The sequence below is a fragment of the Citrobacter meridianamericanus genome (assembly GCF_041320245.1).
In the GTDB taxonomy this organism is placed as follows: Bacteria; Pseudomonadota; Gammaproteobacteria; order Enterobacterales; family Enterobacteriaceae; genus Citrobacter; species Citrobacter meridianamericanus.
In genome coordinates, this window is sequence record NZ_CP101036.1 from 260,320 (window position 1) to 277,314 (window position 16,995).

At 51.7% G+C, this 16,995-nt stretch carries 16 protein-coding genes; 9 read left to right on the forward strand and 7 right to left on the reverse strand.

The genetic code is table 11. The features are described 5' to 3' along the window. Nucleotides 1–368 precede the first annotated feature (368 nt). Entirely contained in the window at nucleotides 369–1,763 is a 1,395-nt protein-coding gene (locus NMD08_RS01195; RefSeq protein ID WP_151223968.1) for a cytochrome-c peroxidase, read from the forward strand. Nucleotides 1,764–1,986: 223 nt separating this feature from the next. Here NMD08_RS01195 and NMD08_RS01200 read toward each other — a convergent pair whose 3' ends face one another. After that, entirely contained in the window at nucleotides 1,987–2,118 is a 132-nt protein-coding gene (locus NMD08_RS01200; protein WP_005122496.1) for a hypothetical protein, read from the reverse strand. Between the two features lie 27 nt (nucleotides 2,119–2,145). Between NMD08_RS01200 and dinQ the strand changes: the two genes are divergently transcribed. After that, on the forward strand, nucleotides 2,146–2,229 hold the full coding sequence (dinQ, locus tag NMD08_RS01205; RefSeq protein WP_003837776.1) for a damage-inducible type I toxin DinQ: 84 nt from the start codon (nucleotides 2,146–2,148) through the stop codon (nucleotides 2,227–2,229). A gap of 66 nt (nucleotides 2,230–2,295) precedes the next feature. Here the strand turns inward: dinQ and gorA are convergent, their stop codons facing one another. Beyond that, nucleotides 2,296–3,648 (reverse strand): glutathione-disulfide reductase, encoded by a 1,353-nt coding sequence (gene gorA, locus NMD08_RS01210; RefSeq protein WP_187259781.1) that lies wholly within the window; start codon nucleotides 3,646–3,648, stop codon nucleotides 2,296–2,298. Between the two features lie 104 nt (nucleotides 3,649–3,752). Further along, complete coding sequence (locus NMD08_RS01215; RefSeq protein WP_187259780.1) at nucleotides 3,753–4,595, reverse strand: 23S rRNA (adenine(2030)-N(6))-methyltransferase RlmJ; 843 nt, start codon at nucleotides 4,593–4,595, stop codon at nucleotides 3,753–3,755. A gap of 214 nt (nucleotides 4,596–4,809) precedes the next feature. Here NMD08_RS01215 and prlC point away from each other — a divergent pair, with 214 nt between their 5' ends. Both prlC and rsmJ read left to right on the forward strand, forming a co-directional pair. Then, nucleotides 4,810–6,852, forward strand: a complete 2,043-nt coding sequence (gene prlC / locus NMD08_RS01220) for an oligopeptidase A (RefSeq protein ID WP_370619391.1) — start codon at nucleotides 4,810–4,812, stop codon at nucleotides 6,850–6,852. Nucleotides 6,853–6,860: 8 nt separating this feature from the next. Next, nucleotides 6,861–7,610: a 16S rRNA (guanine(1516)-N(2))-methyltransferase RsmJ gene (gene rsmJ / locus NMD08_RS01225; RefSeq protein ID WP_003023353.1), complete on the forward strand. Its 750-nt coding sequence runs from the start codon at nucleotides 6,861–6,863 to the stop codon at nucleotides 7,608–7,610. Between the two features lie 43 nt (nucleotides 7,611–7,653). On the opposite strand, the gene NMD08_RS01230 is transcribed toward rsmJ, so the two are convergent. Further along, nucleotides 7,654–8,853 (reverse strand): NAD(P)/FAD-dependent oxidoreductase, encoded by a 1,200-nt coding sequence (locus tag NMD08_RS01230; RefSeq protein ID WP_210904176.1) that lies wholly within the window; start codon nucleotides 8,851–8,853, stop codon nucleotides 7,654–7,656. 230 nt (nucleotides 8,854–9,083) lie between these two features. On the opposite strand from NMD08_RS01230, the gene NMD08_RS01235 reads away from it, so the two are divergent. Continuing rightward, complete coding sequence (locus tag NMD08_RS01235; protein ID WP_005122505.1) at nucleotides 9,084–9,587, forward strand: Rrf2 family transcriptional regulator; 504 nt, start codon at nucleotides 9,084–9,086, stop codon at nucleotides 9,585–9,587. Between the two features lie 86 nt (nucleotides 9,588–9,673). Here the strand turns inward: NMD08_RS01235 and dtpB are convergent, their stop codons facing one another. Both dtpB and uspA read right to left on the reverse strand, forming a co-directional pair. Further along, on the reverse strand, nucleotides 9,674–11,146 hold the full coding sequence (gene dtpB / locus NMD08_RS01240; protein ID WP_048215357.1) for a dipeptide/tripeptide permease DtpB: 1,473 nt from the start codon (nucleotides 11,144–11,146) through the stop codon (nucleotides 9,674–9,676). Between the two features lie 281 nt (nucleotides 11,147–11,427). Continuing rightward, nucleotides 11,428–11,865 (reverse strand): universal stress protein UspA, encoded by a 438-nt coding sequence (gene uspA / locus NMD08_RS01245; RefSeq protein ID WP_003023368.1) that lies wholly within the window; start codon nucleotides 11,863–11,865, stop codon nucleotides 11,428–11,430. Nucleotides 11,866–12,257: 392 nt separating this feature from the next. Between uspA and uspB the strand changes: the two genes are divergently transcribed. Then, on the forward strand, nucleotides 12,258–12,593 hold the full coding sequence (gene uspB / locus NMD08_RS01250; RefSeq protein WP_151216907.1) for a universal stress protein UspB: 336 nt from the start codon (nucleotides 12,258–12,260) through the stop codon (nucleotides 12,591–12,593). A gap of 64 nt (nucleotides 12,594–12,657) precedes the next feature. Here uspB and pitA read toward each other — a convergent pair whose 3' ends face one another. After that, nucleotides 12,658–14,157, reverse strand: coding sequence for an inorganic phosphate transporter PitA (gene pitA / locus NMD08_RS01255; RefSeq protein WP_370619393.1), 1,500 nt, complete (start codon nucleotides 14,155–14,157; stop codon nucleotides 12,658–12,660). Nucleotides 14,158–14,386: 229 nt separating this feature from the next. Here pitA and NMD08_RS01260 point away from each other — a divergent pair, with 229 nt between their 5' ends. From NMD08_RS01260 to NMD08_RS01270, 3 genes are all read left to right on the forward strand, one after another. Continuing rightward, a complete protein-coding gene (locus NMD08_RS01260) occupies nucleotides 14,387–15,580 on the forward strand; it encodes an NAD(P)/FAD-dependent oxidoreductase (RefSeq protein ID WP_088902982.1) in 1,194 nt (397 codons plus the stop codon). 154 nt (nucleotides 15,581–15,734) lie between these two features. Then, nucleotides 15,735–16,535, forward strand: a complete 801-nt coding sequence (locus NMD08_RS01265) for a TnsA endonuclease N-terminal domain-containing protein (RefSeq protein WP_046670971.1) — start codon at nucleotides 15,735–15,737, stop codon at nucleotides 16,533–16,535. A gap of 10 nt (nucleotides 16,536–16,545) precedes the next feature. Further along, a complete protein-coding gene (locus tag NMD08_RS01270; RefSeq protein ID WP_370619396.1) occupies nucleotides 16,546–16,974 on the forward strand; it encodes a hypothetical protein in 429 nt (142 codons plus the stop codon). Nucleotides 16,975–16,995 lie beyond the last annotated feature (21 nt).

Consider the following 16,995-nt stretch of genomic DNA (forward strand, 5'->3'; position numbering starts at 1 on the left):
AGCGTAGACATTCGCTTCGGTATCTGGTGAGTAAAGCGTGCGGTTGATCACGTTTTAGTGCAGCGTAATATTTAGAAAATAAGACTATCCCAATGAATATAATGAAAAAATCATAGTTTAGCGCAACCTGAAGATATTTCATTTTCAGAACATTCGATTGCAACGAGGTGTGAACGGAAAACCATAACGGCTTATCTCCGTAATAGGCACAGGCTATTCTATCGATAGTTATCCCCCATGTAATTGCTTGATACTTATCAAAATAATAAATCCCTTACTTTCTATGATGGTTAAGTCTGATAAAGACTATGCACTCATTTTTCTAATTTCTCTGGGTCACAATAACTCACAACGGTGAGGGTAAAATAATGAAAATCATTACCCGTCTTACCGCGATAGCCATAGCTGGCGTCGTGATTTGTTATTTTGGATTATCCGGTTATGTGTGGTATCACGATAATCAACGGAGTAAACAGGCTGATGTTCAGGCCTCTACGCTGGAAGAAAATAATAAAGTACTGGGATTTTTACGTGAAAAGGGATGTGATTATTGCCACACCCCTTCCGCGGAATTACCTTTCTATGCATCATTTCCCGTTGCAAAACAGTTGATGAATTACGATATTCAACTGGGATATAAGTCATTCAATCTTGAGGCTGTTCGTGCAGCGCTGGTCGCAGATAAACCCGTTTCGCAAAGCGACCTGAATAAAATTGAATGGGTGATGCAGTACGACACCATGCCGCCGACGCGTTATACCGCATTGCATTGGGCTGGCCAGGTAAGCGATACGGAGCGAGCAGAGATCCTGGGCTGGATTGCGAAACAGCGCGAGCAGTATTACGCCAGTAACGATACCGCCGCACAGCATCGTAATGAGCCAGTGCAGCCGATACCGGAAAGCATCCCGACTGATGCCCGTAAAGTGGCGCTGGGCTTTACGCTTTACCACGACCCGCGTATTTCCGGTGACAGCACGATTTCTTGCGCGCACTGCCACGCCCTGAATGCGGGCGGCGTGGATGGCCGCAAAACGTCAATCGGCGTAGGCGGCGCGGTTGGCCCTATCAATGCGCCGACGGTATTTAACTCGGTCTTTAACGTGGAACAATTCTGGGATGGCCGTGCGCCAACATTGCAGGCGCAGGCTGGCGGTCCACCGTTGAACCCGATCGAAATGGCGTCTAAATCCTGGGATGAAATTATCCAGAAACTGGATAAGGATCCGCAACTCAAACAAGAGTTTATCGCGGTTTATCCGCAGGGATTCAGCGGGGATAATATTACCGATGCGATTGCTGAGTTTGAGAAAACGCTGATTACGCCAAATTCACCGTTTGATAAATGGCTACGTGGTGATGAAGCGGCGTTAACTGCCCAGCAAAAACATGGCTATCAGCTGTTTAAAGATAATAAGTGTGCGACCTGTCATGGCGGTATTATTCTGGGCGGACGCTCATTTGAGCCATTGGGTTTGAAAAAGGACTTTAATTTCGGCGAGGTCACTGCCGCAGATATTGGCCGCATGAACGTCACTAATGAATTACGTGACAAACTGCGTCAGAAAGTTCCTGGTTTGCGCAACGTTGCGCTGACTGCACCTTATTTCCATCGCGGTGATGTGCCGACGCTTGATGGTGCGGTAAAACTGATGCTGCGTTATCAGGTAGGCAAAGAACTGCCGCAGGAAGATATCGACGATATCGTGGCGTTCCTCGAAAGCCTTAATGGGGTGTATACGCCGTATATGCAGGGTAAATAGACTTTGCCCTGGTCCTGATTCGGACGTAAAAAAACCGACTTCACGTCGGTTTTTTTACGCTTCAGCCCGAGTTGGTGGCTCTGGCCGAAGTGAGATAGTTATCATCTAACGCTTCAATCCTATTACCTTAACGGTACTATTGCAAGAATGCGCTGGCAGTTACGATTAAAAGAACTGTATACTTATCCAGTTAGCTCTGTAACTTATCCCTTCCGGACGCGCGCTAAACGCTTTCTAAGTCCTGATCGGCGAAACGGGTGGTGCCGTTGGCCGATGCTCTGGCCGGGGTGAGATAGTTATCATCTAACAATGGAGCATGCCCCGTGACAGGCAATGGATGAGTAAGCGGGTGCATTCTCACTCCATCTGATGGAGAAAACGGGTGATTGATAAAGCAATCATCGTTCTGGGAGCGTTAATCGCGTTGCTGGAGCTGATCCGCTATCTGCTGCAACTTTTGAACTGATAGCGGAAACGTAACTAAGGGCAAAGAGCTAACCCCTCTTTGCCCTTTAACACTCATGAAGTGCGATTAACGCATAGTAACGAACTCTTCTGCCGCCGTTGGGTGAATGGCAACGGTGTTATCAAAGTCTTTCTTGGTGGCACCCATTTTCAGTGCGACCGCGAAGCCTTGCAGCATTTCATCCATCCCGAAACCAATACCGTGAATACCGACAATCTTCTCTTCCGGTCCGACGCAAACCAGCTTCATGCGGCACGGCTGGCGGTGGGTGGTAACAGCGGTATACATCGCGGTAAACGAGGATTTATACACTTTCACCTGGTCATCGCCGTGCTGTTCGCGAGCCTGCTGCTCGGTCAGGCCTACGGTACCAATCGGCGGGTGGCTGAAAACCACGGTAGGGATATTGCTGTAATCCAGATGCTCATCCGGCTTGTTGTTAAACAAACGCTCGGACAGGCGACGGCCTGCAGCGACGGCAACTGGCGTCAGCTCAACGGCACCGGTGTTATCGCCGACGGCATAAATTCCCGGAACACTGGTGTTCTGGTATTTATCCACGACGATGTAGCCTTTTTCGTTGGTTTTCACGCCAGTAACCGCCAGGTTGAAGTTGTCGGTGGCAGGTTCACGACCGATCGCCCAAATCAGGCAATCTACTGTTTCGCTACGACCATCTTCCAGTTGCAGGGTCAGGCTGCCGTCAGCGTTTTTAACAACCGCTTTCGGGATTGCGTGCGTATGCAGGGTCGGGCCTTCGGCGTTCATCACCTCAACCAGCGTGTCGACGATCATCGGATCGAAGCTGCGCAGCGGCGCGTGTTTACGCACAAACAGATGCGTTTGGGCGCCCAGGCCGTTAATCACGCCCGCCAGCTCAACGGCGATGTAACCTGCGCCGACGACCGCAACGCGTTTCGGCAGCGCGGGCAACTCAAAGAAGCCATCGGAGTCGATCCCGTATTCCACACCCGGAATGCTCGGATGGCTCGGGCGACCACCGGTGGCGATCAAAATATGATCGGCAGTAATGGTTTCACCGTTTACTTCAATGGTTTTGGCATCCACAAAACGGGCAAAGCCTTTAATCACATCGACGTTATTTTTACCCAGCACGTTGTCGTATGAGGTATGAATGCGATCAATGTAAGCGGTACGTGTGGCGATCAGTTTATCCCAATCGAACTTATTGATGGTGGTGTCGAAACCGTAATCCGGCCCGTACATGTGGATCGCTTCGCGGACCTGGGCGGCATGCCACATCACTTTTTTCGGTACGCAGCCCACGTTAACGCAGGTGCCGCCCAGTTCTTTGGCTTCAATCAGTGCGCATTTCTGGCCGTACATTGCTGCACGGTTAATGGAGGCAATACCGCCGCTGCCGCCGCCAATAGCGATGTAATCATAGTGCTTGGTCATGACCGCTCCTTCATGTTCATTGTAGGGCGGAGAAGCGTTACGCCATCCGCCAAAATATTCGCGATTGTATACCTGATATTAAAAGGTTCCACCGATGGCTGCGATTACTCAGGCACGATCCAGCTTACTGAGGTATGACCGGTTCCTGCCGGAACCAGTTTGCTGTGCAACCACGGCAGAACGCTGTTCATCTGTTGCTCCAGCTTCCACGGCGGGTTAATGACAATCATGCCTGACGCAGTCATACCACGCTGATCGCTGTCCGGGCGCACTGCCAGTTCAATTTGCAGAATTTTGCGGATGCCGGTCTCTTCCAGGTCGTGGACCATGCGCTTGATTTGCTGACGCAGAACCACCGGATACCACAGCGCATAGGTGCCGGTCGCGAAACGCTTGTAGCCTTCGTTAATACCGGTCACCACCGCCTGGTAGTCGCTTTTGATCTCGTAGGGGGGATCGATAAGGATCAACCCGCGACGGGAAACCGGCGGTAATTTCGCTTTTAGCTGCTGATAACCATCGGCCTTGGCCACGCGTGCGCGCTCATCTTTCTGAAATTCGCCGCGCAGCAGAGGAAAGTCGCTCGGGTGCAGTTCAGTTAACTGCAGGCTGTCCTGCTCGCGCAGCAACTGGCGAGCAATCAACGGAGAGCCAGGGTAGTAGCGCAACTGACCGCTACGGTTGAAGTGCTGCACCACGCCAATGTAGGGTTCCAGTTCGGCAGGCAAATCGTCCTGCTGCCAGATACGGGCGATCCCTTCCAGATATTCACCGGTACGTTCGGCATGCTCACTGCTCAGCTGATAACGGCCAGCGCCAGCATGGGTATCCAGATAGAGAAACGGTTTTTCTTTCTCTTTGAGCGACTCGATGATCAGGCTCTGGACGGTGTGTTTCAGGACGTCGGCGTGGTTGCCAGCGTGATAACTGTGGCGATAACTGAGCATGGGTAAACGTGTTCCAGGTTATAAACGTAGGCCCGAAAACAGCGCGATATCGGGCGAAAATAAAGCGTATCGCCACAGTATACAGAAAAGTCGTCACTGCCGCGAAAGCGCAACGCCTGGCATTGAAATCCTCTACACTTAACCCCATTGTACAAATTAATATGCACAGCGCCGGATACGCGCTTCATTCACTCTTTTCAACAGGACCGCGCTAATGACCAATCCATTGCTGACTCCCTTCGAACTGCCGCCGTTTTCTAAAATTCAGCCTGAGCACGTCGTGCCTGCCGTCACTAAGGCGCTGAACGATTGCCGCGAAAACGTTGAACGCGTGGTTGCGCAGGGCGCGCCGTACACCTGGGAAAATCTCTGTCAGCCGTTGGCGGAAGTTGACGATGTGCTGGGGCGTATTTTCTCTCCTGTTAGCCACCTGAACTCGGTGAAAAACAGCCCGGAACTGCGCGAAGCCTACGAACAAACGCTACCGCTGCTGTCTGAATACAGCACCTGGGTTGGACAACATGAAGGCCTGTACAAAGCGTACCGCGACCTGCGTGATGGCGATCATTACGCCACCCTGAGTACCGCGCAGAAAAAAGCGGTCGATAACGCGCTGCGCGATTTTGAGCTTTCTGGTATTGGTCTGCCGAAGGAAAAACAGCAGCGTTATGGTGAAATCGCCACCCGTCTGTCTGAGCTCGGCAACTTGTACAGCAATAACGTCCTCGATGCTACGATGGGCTGGACCAAACTGGTGACTGACGAAGCGGAACTTGCCGGGATGCCGGAAAGTGCGCTGGCTGCGGCGAAGGCTCAGGCGGAAGCCAAAGAGCAAAAAGGCTATCTGTTAACGCTGGATATTCCAAGTTACCTGCCGGTGATGACCTACTGTGACAACCAGGGACTGCGTGAAGAGATGTATCGCGCTTACTCCACCCGCGCGTCTGACCAGGGGCCGAACGCTGGCAAATGGGATAACAGCCCGATAATGGAAGAGATCCTCGCGCTGCGCCACGAACTGGCACAGCTGCTGGGCTTTGAAAGCTACGCCTTTAAATCTCTGGCGACCAAAATGGCGGAAAACCCGCAGCAGGTCCTCGACTTCCTGACCGATCTGGCGAAACGCGCCCGTCCGCAGGGGGAGAAAGAGCTGGCTCAACTGCGCGCCTTCGCGAAAGCGAAATTTGGTGTTGATGAGTTGCAGCCGTGGGATATCGCTTACTACAGCGAGAAACAAAAACAGCATCTCTACAGTATCAGCGACGAGCAACTGCGTCCTTATTTCCCGGAGAACAAAGCCGTTAACGGTCTGTTTGAAGTGGTTAAACGTATTTATGGCATCATTGCCAAAGAGCGCACCGATGTTGACGTCTGGCATCCGGAAGTTCGTTTCTTCGAGTTGTATGACGAAAACAACGAGCTGCGCGGCAGCTTCTACCTCGACCTGTATGCCCGTGAACATAAACGCGGCGGGGCGTGGATGGATGACTGCGTCGGCCAGATGCGTAAAAGTGACGGCACGTTGCAAAAACCGGTTGCCTACCTGACCTGTAACTTTAACCGTCCGGTGAACGGTAAACCTGCGCTGTTTACCCACGATGAAGTGATCACCCTGTTCCACGAGTTCGGCCACGGTCTGCACCATATGCTGACCCGTATCGAAACCGCGGGCGTTTCCGGTATCAACGGTGTGCCATGGGATGCGGTCGAACTGCCGAGCCAGTTTATGGAAAACTGGTGTTGGGAGCCGGAAGCGTTGGCGTTTATCTCCGGCCATTATGAAACCGGCGAACCGCTGCCGAAGGAACTGCTGGATAAAATGCTGGCGGCGAAAAACTACCAGGCGGCGCTGTTTATTCTGCGTCAACTGGAGTTCGGTCTGTTTGATTTCCGTCTGCACGCGGAATTTAACCCGCAGCAAGGGGCTAAAATCCTCGACACGCTGGCGGAAATTAAAAAACAGGTCGCAGTGGTGCCGGGCCCAACCTGGGGCCGCTTCCCACATGCCTTCAGCCACATTTTTGCTGGTGGCTACGCGGCGGGTTACTACAGCTATCTGTGGGCCGACGTACTGGCGGCGGATGCCTTCTCTCGCTTCGAAGATGAAGGGATTTTCAACCGTGAAACCGGACAGTCGTTCCTCGATAACATCCTCACCCGTGGCGGTTCTGAAGAGCCTATGGCGCTGTTCAAACGCTTCCGTGGCCGTGAGCCGCAGCTGGATGCGATGCTGGAGCATTACGGGATTAAAGGCTGATTATTCACGTGAAAATCTGCTTAGTCGATGAAACAGGCGCCGGAGACGGCGCCTTATCTGTTCTTGCCGCCCGTTGGGGACTGGAACACGATGAAGATAACCTGATGGCGCTGGTGATGACGACAGCACATCTGGAACTGCGCAAACGCGATGAACCCAAGCTCGGCGGTATCTTCGTCGATTTTGTTGGCGGCGCAATGGCTCACCGGCGCAAGTTTGGTGGCGGTCGCGGCGAAGCGGTGGCGAAAGCGGTCGGTATTAAAGGCGATTACCTGCCGGATGTGGTTGATGCCACTGCCGGGCTGGGGCGCGATGCGTTCGTGCTGGCCTCGGTGGGCTGTCGTGTGCGGATGCTGGAACGAAATCCGGTGGTCGCTGCGCTGCTTGATGATGGCCTGGCGCGGGGCTATGCGGACCCGGAAATCGGCCCGTGGCTGCAGGAACGTTTACAGCTAATCCACGCCTCAAGCCTGACGGCATTAACCGATATCACGCCACGCCCGCAGGTGGTCTATCTCGATCCGATGTTCCCACATAAGCAGAAAAGTGCGCTGGTTAAGAAAGAGATGCGCGTGTTTCAGTCGCTGGTGGGGCCGGACCTCGACGCCGATGGGCTGCTGGAGCCGGCACGTCAATTGGCCACTAAACGCGTGGTAGTGAAGCGCCCGGACTACGCGCCACCGCTGGCGGATGTCGCCACGCCGAACGCGGTAGTTACGAAAGGGCATCGGTTTGATATTTATGCGGGGACGGCGTAGTTTCCAGGCCGGATAAGGCGGTAGCCGTATCCGGCATTACGGCTTAAACAAACGGCGCGTACGGATCGGCAACTTCAAACGCTGCCGCACGCTCTGCCTTCGGCGGGTAAATCAGCTCGCTGACAATCGACACCTTCAGCTTTTTCGCTTCTGCTCGCGTCAGTTTCACCTGTTGGTCCCATCCTTCGGTATACACCGCGCCCCACGCGCCGAGATCCAGACAGGTGACGTACATTTCCTGGCGATACGGCAGTGGTGCCACGTTCAGCAAGCTGGCGGCGGCATTGTTACCGGCGAATTTACCCAGCAAGATGGCGTGCTGGCAGGTCATCAGCGCATGATTGCCTTTGTCATCGGTGGCCGCATAGGCGACGTCACCGGTGGCGTAGATATCCTCATGGCCCACCACCTGCAGATTGCCGTTTACATGCAGTCGACCCTGACGATCGCGCGGGGCGTTAATCTGCCCGGTCAGGCCGCTAGCCTGAACACCGACGGTCCAGATAACCGTTTGAGAGGCAATTACCTGCCCATCTTTCAGCGTGACGCCGCAGGCATCCACGCACTCTACTTCCGCATTAACCAGCCATTCAACGCCCAGTTCAGCGGAGGCTTCGATAATCACGTCGCGTAATTCCTGGCTCCAGCGTCCGCCAGGCTGAGCACCGCGCTCAACTACGACAATTCTGGTCTTAGCATCAGTACCCAAAATCTCGCGCAGACGGCCCGGTAATTCCAGCGCCATCTCAATCCCGGTAAAGCCGCCACCGCAGACCACGACCGTATTGCGAGCCTCGCTCTCTGGCTGCTGCGCCAGATCCTTAATGTGTTGCTCCAGTACGGCGGCGCTTTCGAGCTGGTCGAGGTCAAACGCGTACTCGGCAGCACCAGCAACGGCGTCGCGGTTTACGTGACTGCCGCTGGCGAGTACCAGGCGGTCGTAGCGGCGTAAATGAATTTCACCGTTGGCATCTTGCCAACTGACTTCTTTAGAGTCCGGGAGGATCTGCTCGACGTGACCTTGCAGGAAGTTGACGCCAGTGACGTCAAACAAGGGTTGCAGCGGTGCGACCAGGGTTTGAACGGCGCTTTCATAAAAGCGCGGGCGGACACGCAGCTCTGGCTGTGGCGCAATCACTGTAATATCAATGGGCTGCTGGTGTTTGTCCGCCAGTCGCGCGGCGCTTAATGCTGCCCACATACCGGCAAAGCCGGCGCCCACGATCAGAATTTGTTTATGCATTGGTTTTTTCTCACTGGTGACTACGAATTATTTACTCGGATTTTATTTGTCGTAGTTAAGGATTGCAATGCGATCGAGATCCTTTTTGCCTTAAAGGGTGGGGGTTTTTATTATCTGTTTGATAAATATGTATTTAAGTTTTAATTGTGAAGAGGGGTACTTTGCTGTCTGGAATGAGTGAAACGAAAAAGCTACAATCAACTCAGATTAATTTTGGCTGAGATAAGAGAATGGCATTCTACAGTTCCGGGGTTGAGTACGGTATTCATAGCCTGATGTGTATGGTCGACAGTAAGGGCGACGCGCGGGATATGAGCGTGCGGGAAATTGCCGAACTGCAAAGCGTACCGTATGACTATCTGGCGAAAATTTTCACCCGTCTGTCGAAAGCGGGCCTGGTACGCAGCATTGAGGGTAAGGGCGGTGGTTTCCAGTTGGCTAAACCCGCTGAACACATCACGGTGCTGGATGTGGTGAATGCCATTGATGGCGATAAACGCATCTTTGAATGTCGTGAAATTCGCCAGCGGCTGGCGGTATTTGAGGAACATCCGCCCCAGTGGGCCTGTGAAGGCATTTGTGGTGTACGTTCGGTAATGGACATGGCCCAGCAGCGGATGGAAGAAGCGCTCGGTCAGCATACGATACTGGACTTGGCGCGCAAAATGTACCGCAAAGCGCCGGACACCTTTGTGGTGGAAGTGCAAGAGTGGATAGACGCGCGTAAAGGGTAGTGAGTGAAAATGCCCGATAGCGCAAGGCGATCGGGCATGTTGAATGTAGGCCGGATTGGGCAATAGCCTCCATCCGGCACTGAAGGTTATTGCTCGGTGCTTGGCGTATTAATCATGCGGTTCAGCCATGGCACCATAATCGCCATCACCACCGTTACGGCCAGGGTCACCAGACCAATCTTACTGAAGACGTTGGTGTAGATAGGCAACGTTTGCAGCGGGTCGGTGATGTTCTCAGGTACAGCGGTGAACGTCGCGACATAACCCCCCATCAGGAAGGCGGCGGCCTGCGTCAGGAACCACATCCCGAGAATGAAGCCCATCAGATGCTGCGGCACGAGAGCGGCGACCATCGCCAGTCCCAGGGCGCTAATCAGTAGTTCTCCCAGGCTCTGGAACAGATACACCAGCACGATAAACCACGGCGATGTCAGCCCCTGCGCATCAGCAAACCACATCCCGGCAGCGGCGGCCGTCAGGAAGCCCAACGAGCACAGGAACATACCGAGCGTAAATTTCATCGGCATGGTCAGGTCTTTGCCTTTGTTTCCCAGACGGGTATAGATTGCGGCCAGCACCGGACTCGCCAGTACCACCCAGAACGGGTTCAATGCCTGGAAGCTTACCGGGTTGATGGCGAAACCAAGAATTTCATGATGCACGTTATTGATAGCAAAGAAGTTCAGCGAAGTTGGCATCTGCGCGTACAGCACGTAGAACACCACCGCTTCCAGCATCAGGATAAAGGCCACGAACATCTTGTTGCGCCCGGTTTTATCCAGTTTGAATGCCTGACGAAAGAAGATGATGGTCACGGCAATCGACAGGACGATCAGCACCAGGTTGGCAATCTGCACGTTGTGCATCAGCCAGGCACAGATAAATACCATCACTACCGTACCAGCCAGCACGTACAGCAGATTCCGGAAATTCAGCGGCTTATGGTCCGGCTCTGAACCGATATTCTTCACCATTCCACGGCAGGCAAAGTAGACCAACAGCGCGACAATAAGCCCGGCCCCACACAGGTTGTAGGTCACCGCGTAGCCAAACTTATCAGCAATCACCGGTGCCAGCGACAGCGATAGTAGCGAGCCGATGTTAATCGACATATAAAACAGAGTGAAAGCCCCGTCCAGACGAGCGTCTTTCGGTGGATAGCATTTTGACAGCAGGCTTGCCGGGTTGGCTTTAAAAAGCCCGTTACCGACGGCAATGGTACCCAAAGCAATAAAGATCAGATCGGGCTTAAGCAGTGACATCCCGGTCATGAAGTAGCCTATCGCCAGCACAATGGCGCCAAGCACCAGCGTGCGCTTGGTGCCTAAAAGGTGGTCGCCGACGTAGCCGCCGATCGAGATCAGACCGTAGACCAGCGCGGCAAATGCACCAAAGGTGACAAACGCCTGTTCCTGCGAAAAGCCGAGCTGCTTAACAAAAAATACCGCCAGGATGCCCTGAACGCCGTAATAGCCAAATCGTTCCCATAATTCCACAAAGAAGATCATGAAGAACGGACGAGGTTGCTGCAGCAAGCCCGTAGGTGCAGTTTTATTCATATTCCATCGCCTTTCAAAGCCATCCCGAAAAGTATGAACGCGTATGCTTAAACGCGCCGAAAAAGTCTTATTTTGTTATAGACTGCGGTTATTGACCGCAAGCGTAGAGTATTATAGAGATAGTTTTCGATCCAATTAGTTGATCACACTAATTATGATTTATTTGTTGGATTGATGTACTAATTGAGTCTGGATGATAAAAACAAAAACGCCCGCACAGGCGGGCGTTTACAGGCTTTACGACTTGCAGCGCGCCGGGTTATCTCCCGACGGTCAGCGTTTTATGCTTCTTCGTCGTCACGCAACGGAACAATCAACATGTCGACGTGGACGGTGTTGATCAGTTGGCGTGCGGAGGACATCAGTTTGCTCCAGAAATCCTGGTGGTGGCCACAAACGACCAGATCCATGTCGTATTTTTTGATGGCATCAACCAGAACCTGACCCAGGTCGCCGCTACCGCTCAGGGTTTCGGTGATAGGGTAGCCTGCATTTGTGGAAAGCTCGGTTAGCGCGTGGTGGGTTTCTTCAGAAATGCGTTTCTGCATGTCGCCCAGATTCACGTCGATAAGCCCGGTGTACAGGTCGGAATAGTTTACGTCAACGTGGATAAGGGAGACTTTAGCATTGTAAGGCCGCGCCATAGAGACCGCTTTTTCAACCAGAACTTTGCTTTCCGGAGAAAGATCAACCGCGATAAGAATGTGTTTATAAGCCATAGTGTTACTCCTTCCATAAGTTGTCGATGACTAGCCTGCTGGCATTTACCTGCCGCCGCGTCATCCGCGTCCTGCGAACCTTGCGCGCGGGGCTAGCCCAGTCGTAAAAACGTACCATATAAGGACTATCCTTACATTATAGCGACCAGGATAATCCGTCAATCCACCTTGCTTGCCAAGCAGTTAAACAAATTTTTTAGTTAATTGCATTGATAGCGATTAACCTTCTGGCAAAAAAATTAACTAATCTCCTACACTATCTAGAGAGGCGTTCGGATGCGTGATACTAATACGAACGGTTCGACAGAACTCTTCACTGAATGATTTGGCAGGGTATCGGGGAGCGGTAGTCCCGGAAAGGAGTTCCGTGGGCGGGTCGCCGGGGAGGAGGTATGATTAGCACCATTGCATTGTTCTGGGCTTTATGTGTCGTTTGCATTGTTAATATGGCGCGCTATTTTTCTTCGTTACGCGCACTGTTAGTGGTACTTCGTGGTTGCGATCCATTGCTTTACCAGTATGTAGATGGTGGGGGCTTTTTTACCTCGCATGGGCAACCGAACAAGCAGATGCGTCTGGTGTGGTATATCTACGCTCAGCGTTACCGCGATCATCATGATGATGAGTTTATTCGCCGCTGTGAGCGGGTTCGCGGTCAGTTCATTCTCACCAGCGCGCTATGTGGCCTGGTGCTAATCAGCATGATTGCGCTGATTATCTGGCACTGATGCCAACGACAGATACAAAAAAAGCGGGCCAGTTTTCTGACCCGCTTTTTTTCCGTGCATTCGCTTAGATAAGCTTCAGAGAGAGCCAGTAAAGCCCGCCGGAAAGAAGAATTGCGGCTGGCAGGGTGAAGACCCAGGCCATCAGAATGCTGGTCACCGTTTTACGCTGTAAACCGCCGCCATCAACAACCATCGTTCCTGCAACGGAAGAGGAGAGAACGTGCGTGGTGGAAACAGGCATACCGGTGTAGCTGGCGAGACCGATAGAGACTGCGGCGGTCATCTGCGCCGACATCCCCTGAGCATAGGTCATGCCTTTCTTACCGATTTTCTCACCGATAGTCGTCGCCACACGACGCCAGCCAATCATGGTACCAATGCCCAGCGCCAGTGCGACGGCCATAATGATCCAGATAGGTGCATACTCAATGGTGCTCAGCATGTCAGCTTTCAGTTTCTTCAGCAGACGCTGGTCGTCAGCGCTTACGCCAGGCAGTTTCACCACTTTATCGGTGGTATCAGAGATGCACAGCATAATGCGACGCAGTTGACCGCGCTGTTCAACGCTTAACTTGTCGTAGGTTTCCAGGTTCGCCAGCATACCTTTCGCACGTTCCAGCGCGTTGATGGTATTCGCCGGGTGGCAATGGAACTCTGTCGTCGTCGCTGGTGCCGCGTCCGTCGGGGACGGAATCAACTGGTCTACGCCTGTAGCCTGTTTAAGCAGGTCAGGACGCTGCTGGAAGAAGACTTCGACGTTATTGATGGCATCACGGGTACGGGTAATCTCGTAACCGGAAGCATTCATATTCACCACGAAGCCCGCAGGCGCTACGCCAATCAGCACCAGCATCACCAGACCAATGCCTTTCTGCCCGTCGTTAGCGCCATGAGAGAACGCCACGCCGATAGCGGAGAGGATCAGTGCAATACGCGTCCAGAACGGCGGCTTTTTCTTACCGTCTTTCTTTTCACGTTCTGCTGGCGTCAGGTGGATACGGGCACGTTTTTTTGTACCGCTCCAGTAGCGACGCAGAATGAAAATAAGACCGCCTGCAACCACCAGACCAACAATTGGCGAGATGATAAGCGAGGCAAAAATACCGATAACTTTCGGAATGTTAAGTGCATCTACCACAGAAGTGCCGGTCATCAGCGCATTGGTTAAACCAATACCGATAATGGCGCCAATTAGCGTGTGGGAGCTGGATGCAGGCAAACCAAAGTACCAGGTACCCAGGTTCCAGATAATTGCCGCCAGCAGCATGGAGAACACCATGGCGAGGCCATGTGACGATCCCATATTGAGCAGCAGATCCGTTGGCAGCATATGCACGATGGCATATGCCACGCTGAGACCGCCCAGCAAAACACCAAAGAAGTTGAACACCGCAGCCATGACCACCGCCAATTGCGAACGCATTGCACGGGTATAGATCACGGTTGCGACAGCATTGGCTGTATCATGGAAGCCGTTAATCGCTTCGTAGAACAGCACAAAAGCCAGAGCAAGCAATAGTAAAAGCCCGGTATGTAAATCCAGGCCAGCAAACAAATGTAGCATAGGACGTTACGCCATTTTGAGGACATGAACGCGGCGCATTATCAGTGACTTTGGCGGCGCGGGCAAAGTGAAATATAGAGTTTTTTTGATTTGTCTCCTGCTTTGTTTTACACCACTAAAGAATTATCCTATATATTTCAGTTAAATACCCTTTATCGGTAGTTTGGTGCTGGTGCGACCACTGAGGAATCTTTACAATTCATACCCGCTTTTTAGAGAGGATCGCAACGTGGAAAGGTTTGATACCGTTATTATAGGCGCTGGCGCAGCGGGTATGTTTTGTGCCGCGCAGGCAGGACAAGCAGGTAGTCGCGTACTGCTGATTGATAATGGTAAAAAGCCGGGGCGTAAGATTCTCATGTCTGGCGGGGGACGCTGCAACTTTACCAATCTTTATGTCGAGCCTGCCGCCTATTTGAGCCAAAACCCTCATTTTTGCAAATCGGCGCTGGCGCGTTACACGCAGTGGGATTTTATCGATCTGGTGGGCAAACACGGCATTGCCTGGCATGAAAAAACGCTGGGTCAGCTGTTTTGTGATGATTCCGCCCAACAAATTGTCGATATGCTGGTGGCGGAATGCGAAAAAGGTAACGTAACTATGCGGTTACGTAGCGAAGTCCTGAGCGTCGAGCGAGAGGGTGATGATTTCATTCTCGAATTGAACGGGATGACCGTGGGCACGAAAAAGCTGGTTATTGCCTCCGGTGGTCTCTCTATGCCGGGTCTGGGGGCAACGCCGTTTGGTTATAAAATTGCCGAACAGTTCGGTCTGAACGTATTGCCAACGCGCGCAGGACTGGTGCCCTTTACGTTGCATAAGCCACTGCTGGAACAGCTTCAGGTGCTCTCCGGCGTGTCCGTTTCTTCCGTTATCACCGCCGAGGACGGCACCGTCTTTCGTGAAAATCTGCTCTTTACGCACCGTGGGCTTTCTGGTCCGGCCGTACTGCAGATTTCCAGTTTTTGGCAGCCAGGCGAATTTGTCAGCATTAATTTGTTGCCGGATGTTGACCTTGCGAGCTTCCTCGATGACCAACGCAGCGCCCACCCTAATCAGAGCTTAAAGAATACGCTTGCTATGCAGTTGCCAAAACGGCTGGTGGAATGTTTACAGCAGTTAGGGCAAATCCCGGACGTCTCGCTGAAACAGCTTAACGTGCGCGATCAACAAACGCTGGTTGAGACGCTGACCGATTGGCGGGTGCAGCCGAACGGTACGGAAGGGTATCGTACCGCTGAAGTCACGCTGGGCGGCGTTGATACCAATGAGCTTTCATCGCGCACGATGGAAGCACGTAAAGTGCCGGGACTCTATTTTATCGGCGAAGTGATGGACGTTACCGGCTGGTTGGGAGGCTATAACTTCCAGTGGGCATGGTCGAGCGCCTGGGCGTGTGCGCAAGATTTAGCGCCAGTGTGAACCGACAATAAAGTTTGTAGCTCAAGCAAAAGGTTTGTAGTTGAAAGTGGGGAAAAGAAATAAAGCGTGTAGTTAATGTGCGCCAGATAACATTACTGTCTACAAGGTTATCTATACTCAAAAGCAAACCCTTTGAATGTAAAGGCAGGGGGGTATGGCTAGAGGGCGTAATCTATTAACTATTCAGGACTTTCAAAGGGCCCTTAAGAACCGTTATGGGTTAGGTACTGGGCCTGCCTATAAACCTTGGCTTAGAGTTCAGGATGTCGCTTCCAAAGGCACAAGTGCGAAGATCCAAGGATTAAAAAGCAATCGGGTGCATCATCTGTTGTCTCAGTTGGAGTGTGCTTGTTTTTATCAGGCTGAATTTCTTGATCGCGTTATCGATATACGTGAGCAGTTTCCCCTACTTCCTTTGAGCCTTAGCATGAAAATTGCTGAAACGCTCGGCATTCAACATCCCCATATCCCCAAAACTAACACACCTTCAATAATGACCACTGACTTTCTTCTTACTTGCTATAGCGATGGTCAGTTATGGTACGAAGCGGTATGCGTAAAACCAGAGCAACAGCTTTTGAATGAGAGGGTTGCTCAAAAGTTAGATCTCGAAAGAATCTGGTGGCAACTACTTGGTGTGACATTTAAGGTTTTTATCGTCAGCGAAAAAACACGGATTCAGTCCAGTAATATTGAATGGGCAACTTCACCTCTTAGACAAGGATACATGCCCTTGGAAAACGAGGTTGAAGATGCCCTGACGCTCATTCCTGTTGGCAATATCTTGGTTTCAGAAACATGCCAGGACTTCATGATAAAGCTAGGCATGGATGCAGATAATGCACTATCTCTATTTAGATTTTTGATTGCGAGTAAGAAAATCAGCATTGACCTTGATACTCCAGTTGTTGATACCGGGGTCGTTACCATTACTCAGGTTAATCATGCTTCGTGAGGGCTGGAAGATGAGTGTGATAATCAACAGTATATGGAAAATTTCTGGTATCGGGGTCGTGAAGGATGGCTGTTACCGTATCCTTGAGCTTTATCATGATGCAGATATCTGTGTGATATTTTCAATTTCTGAAGAGGCACGAAAACTCAGAATGCCAGAATGCATTTTAATTTCGGACCTGAACAATGCAATCTACAGTAATGAATGCCAGCCAGCAAGGTTTGATATTCCATCGTATCAAATTAGTAGTGAAAATGAACTACCATCTATATATTCTAAGAAACGCGATGAAAATTACTCTTTGATAAAGGATCTTGTTGAGGATCCTATGTTTTTGCTGGATCTTGTAGGTAACCATCGAAGTAATAAGGTGTCTGAACATGCGTTATCACATAATACCTATTGTAATAAAATCTATCGTTCCCTCAACAAATTTTGACTGTATGGACAGAGTAAAAAT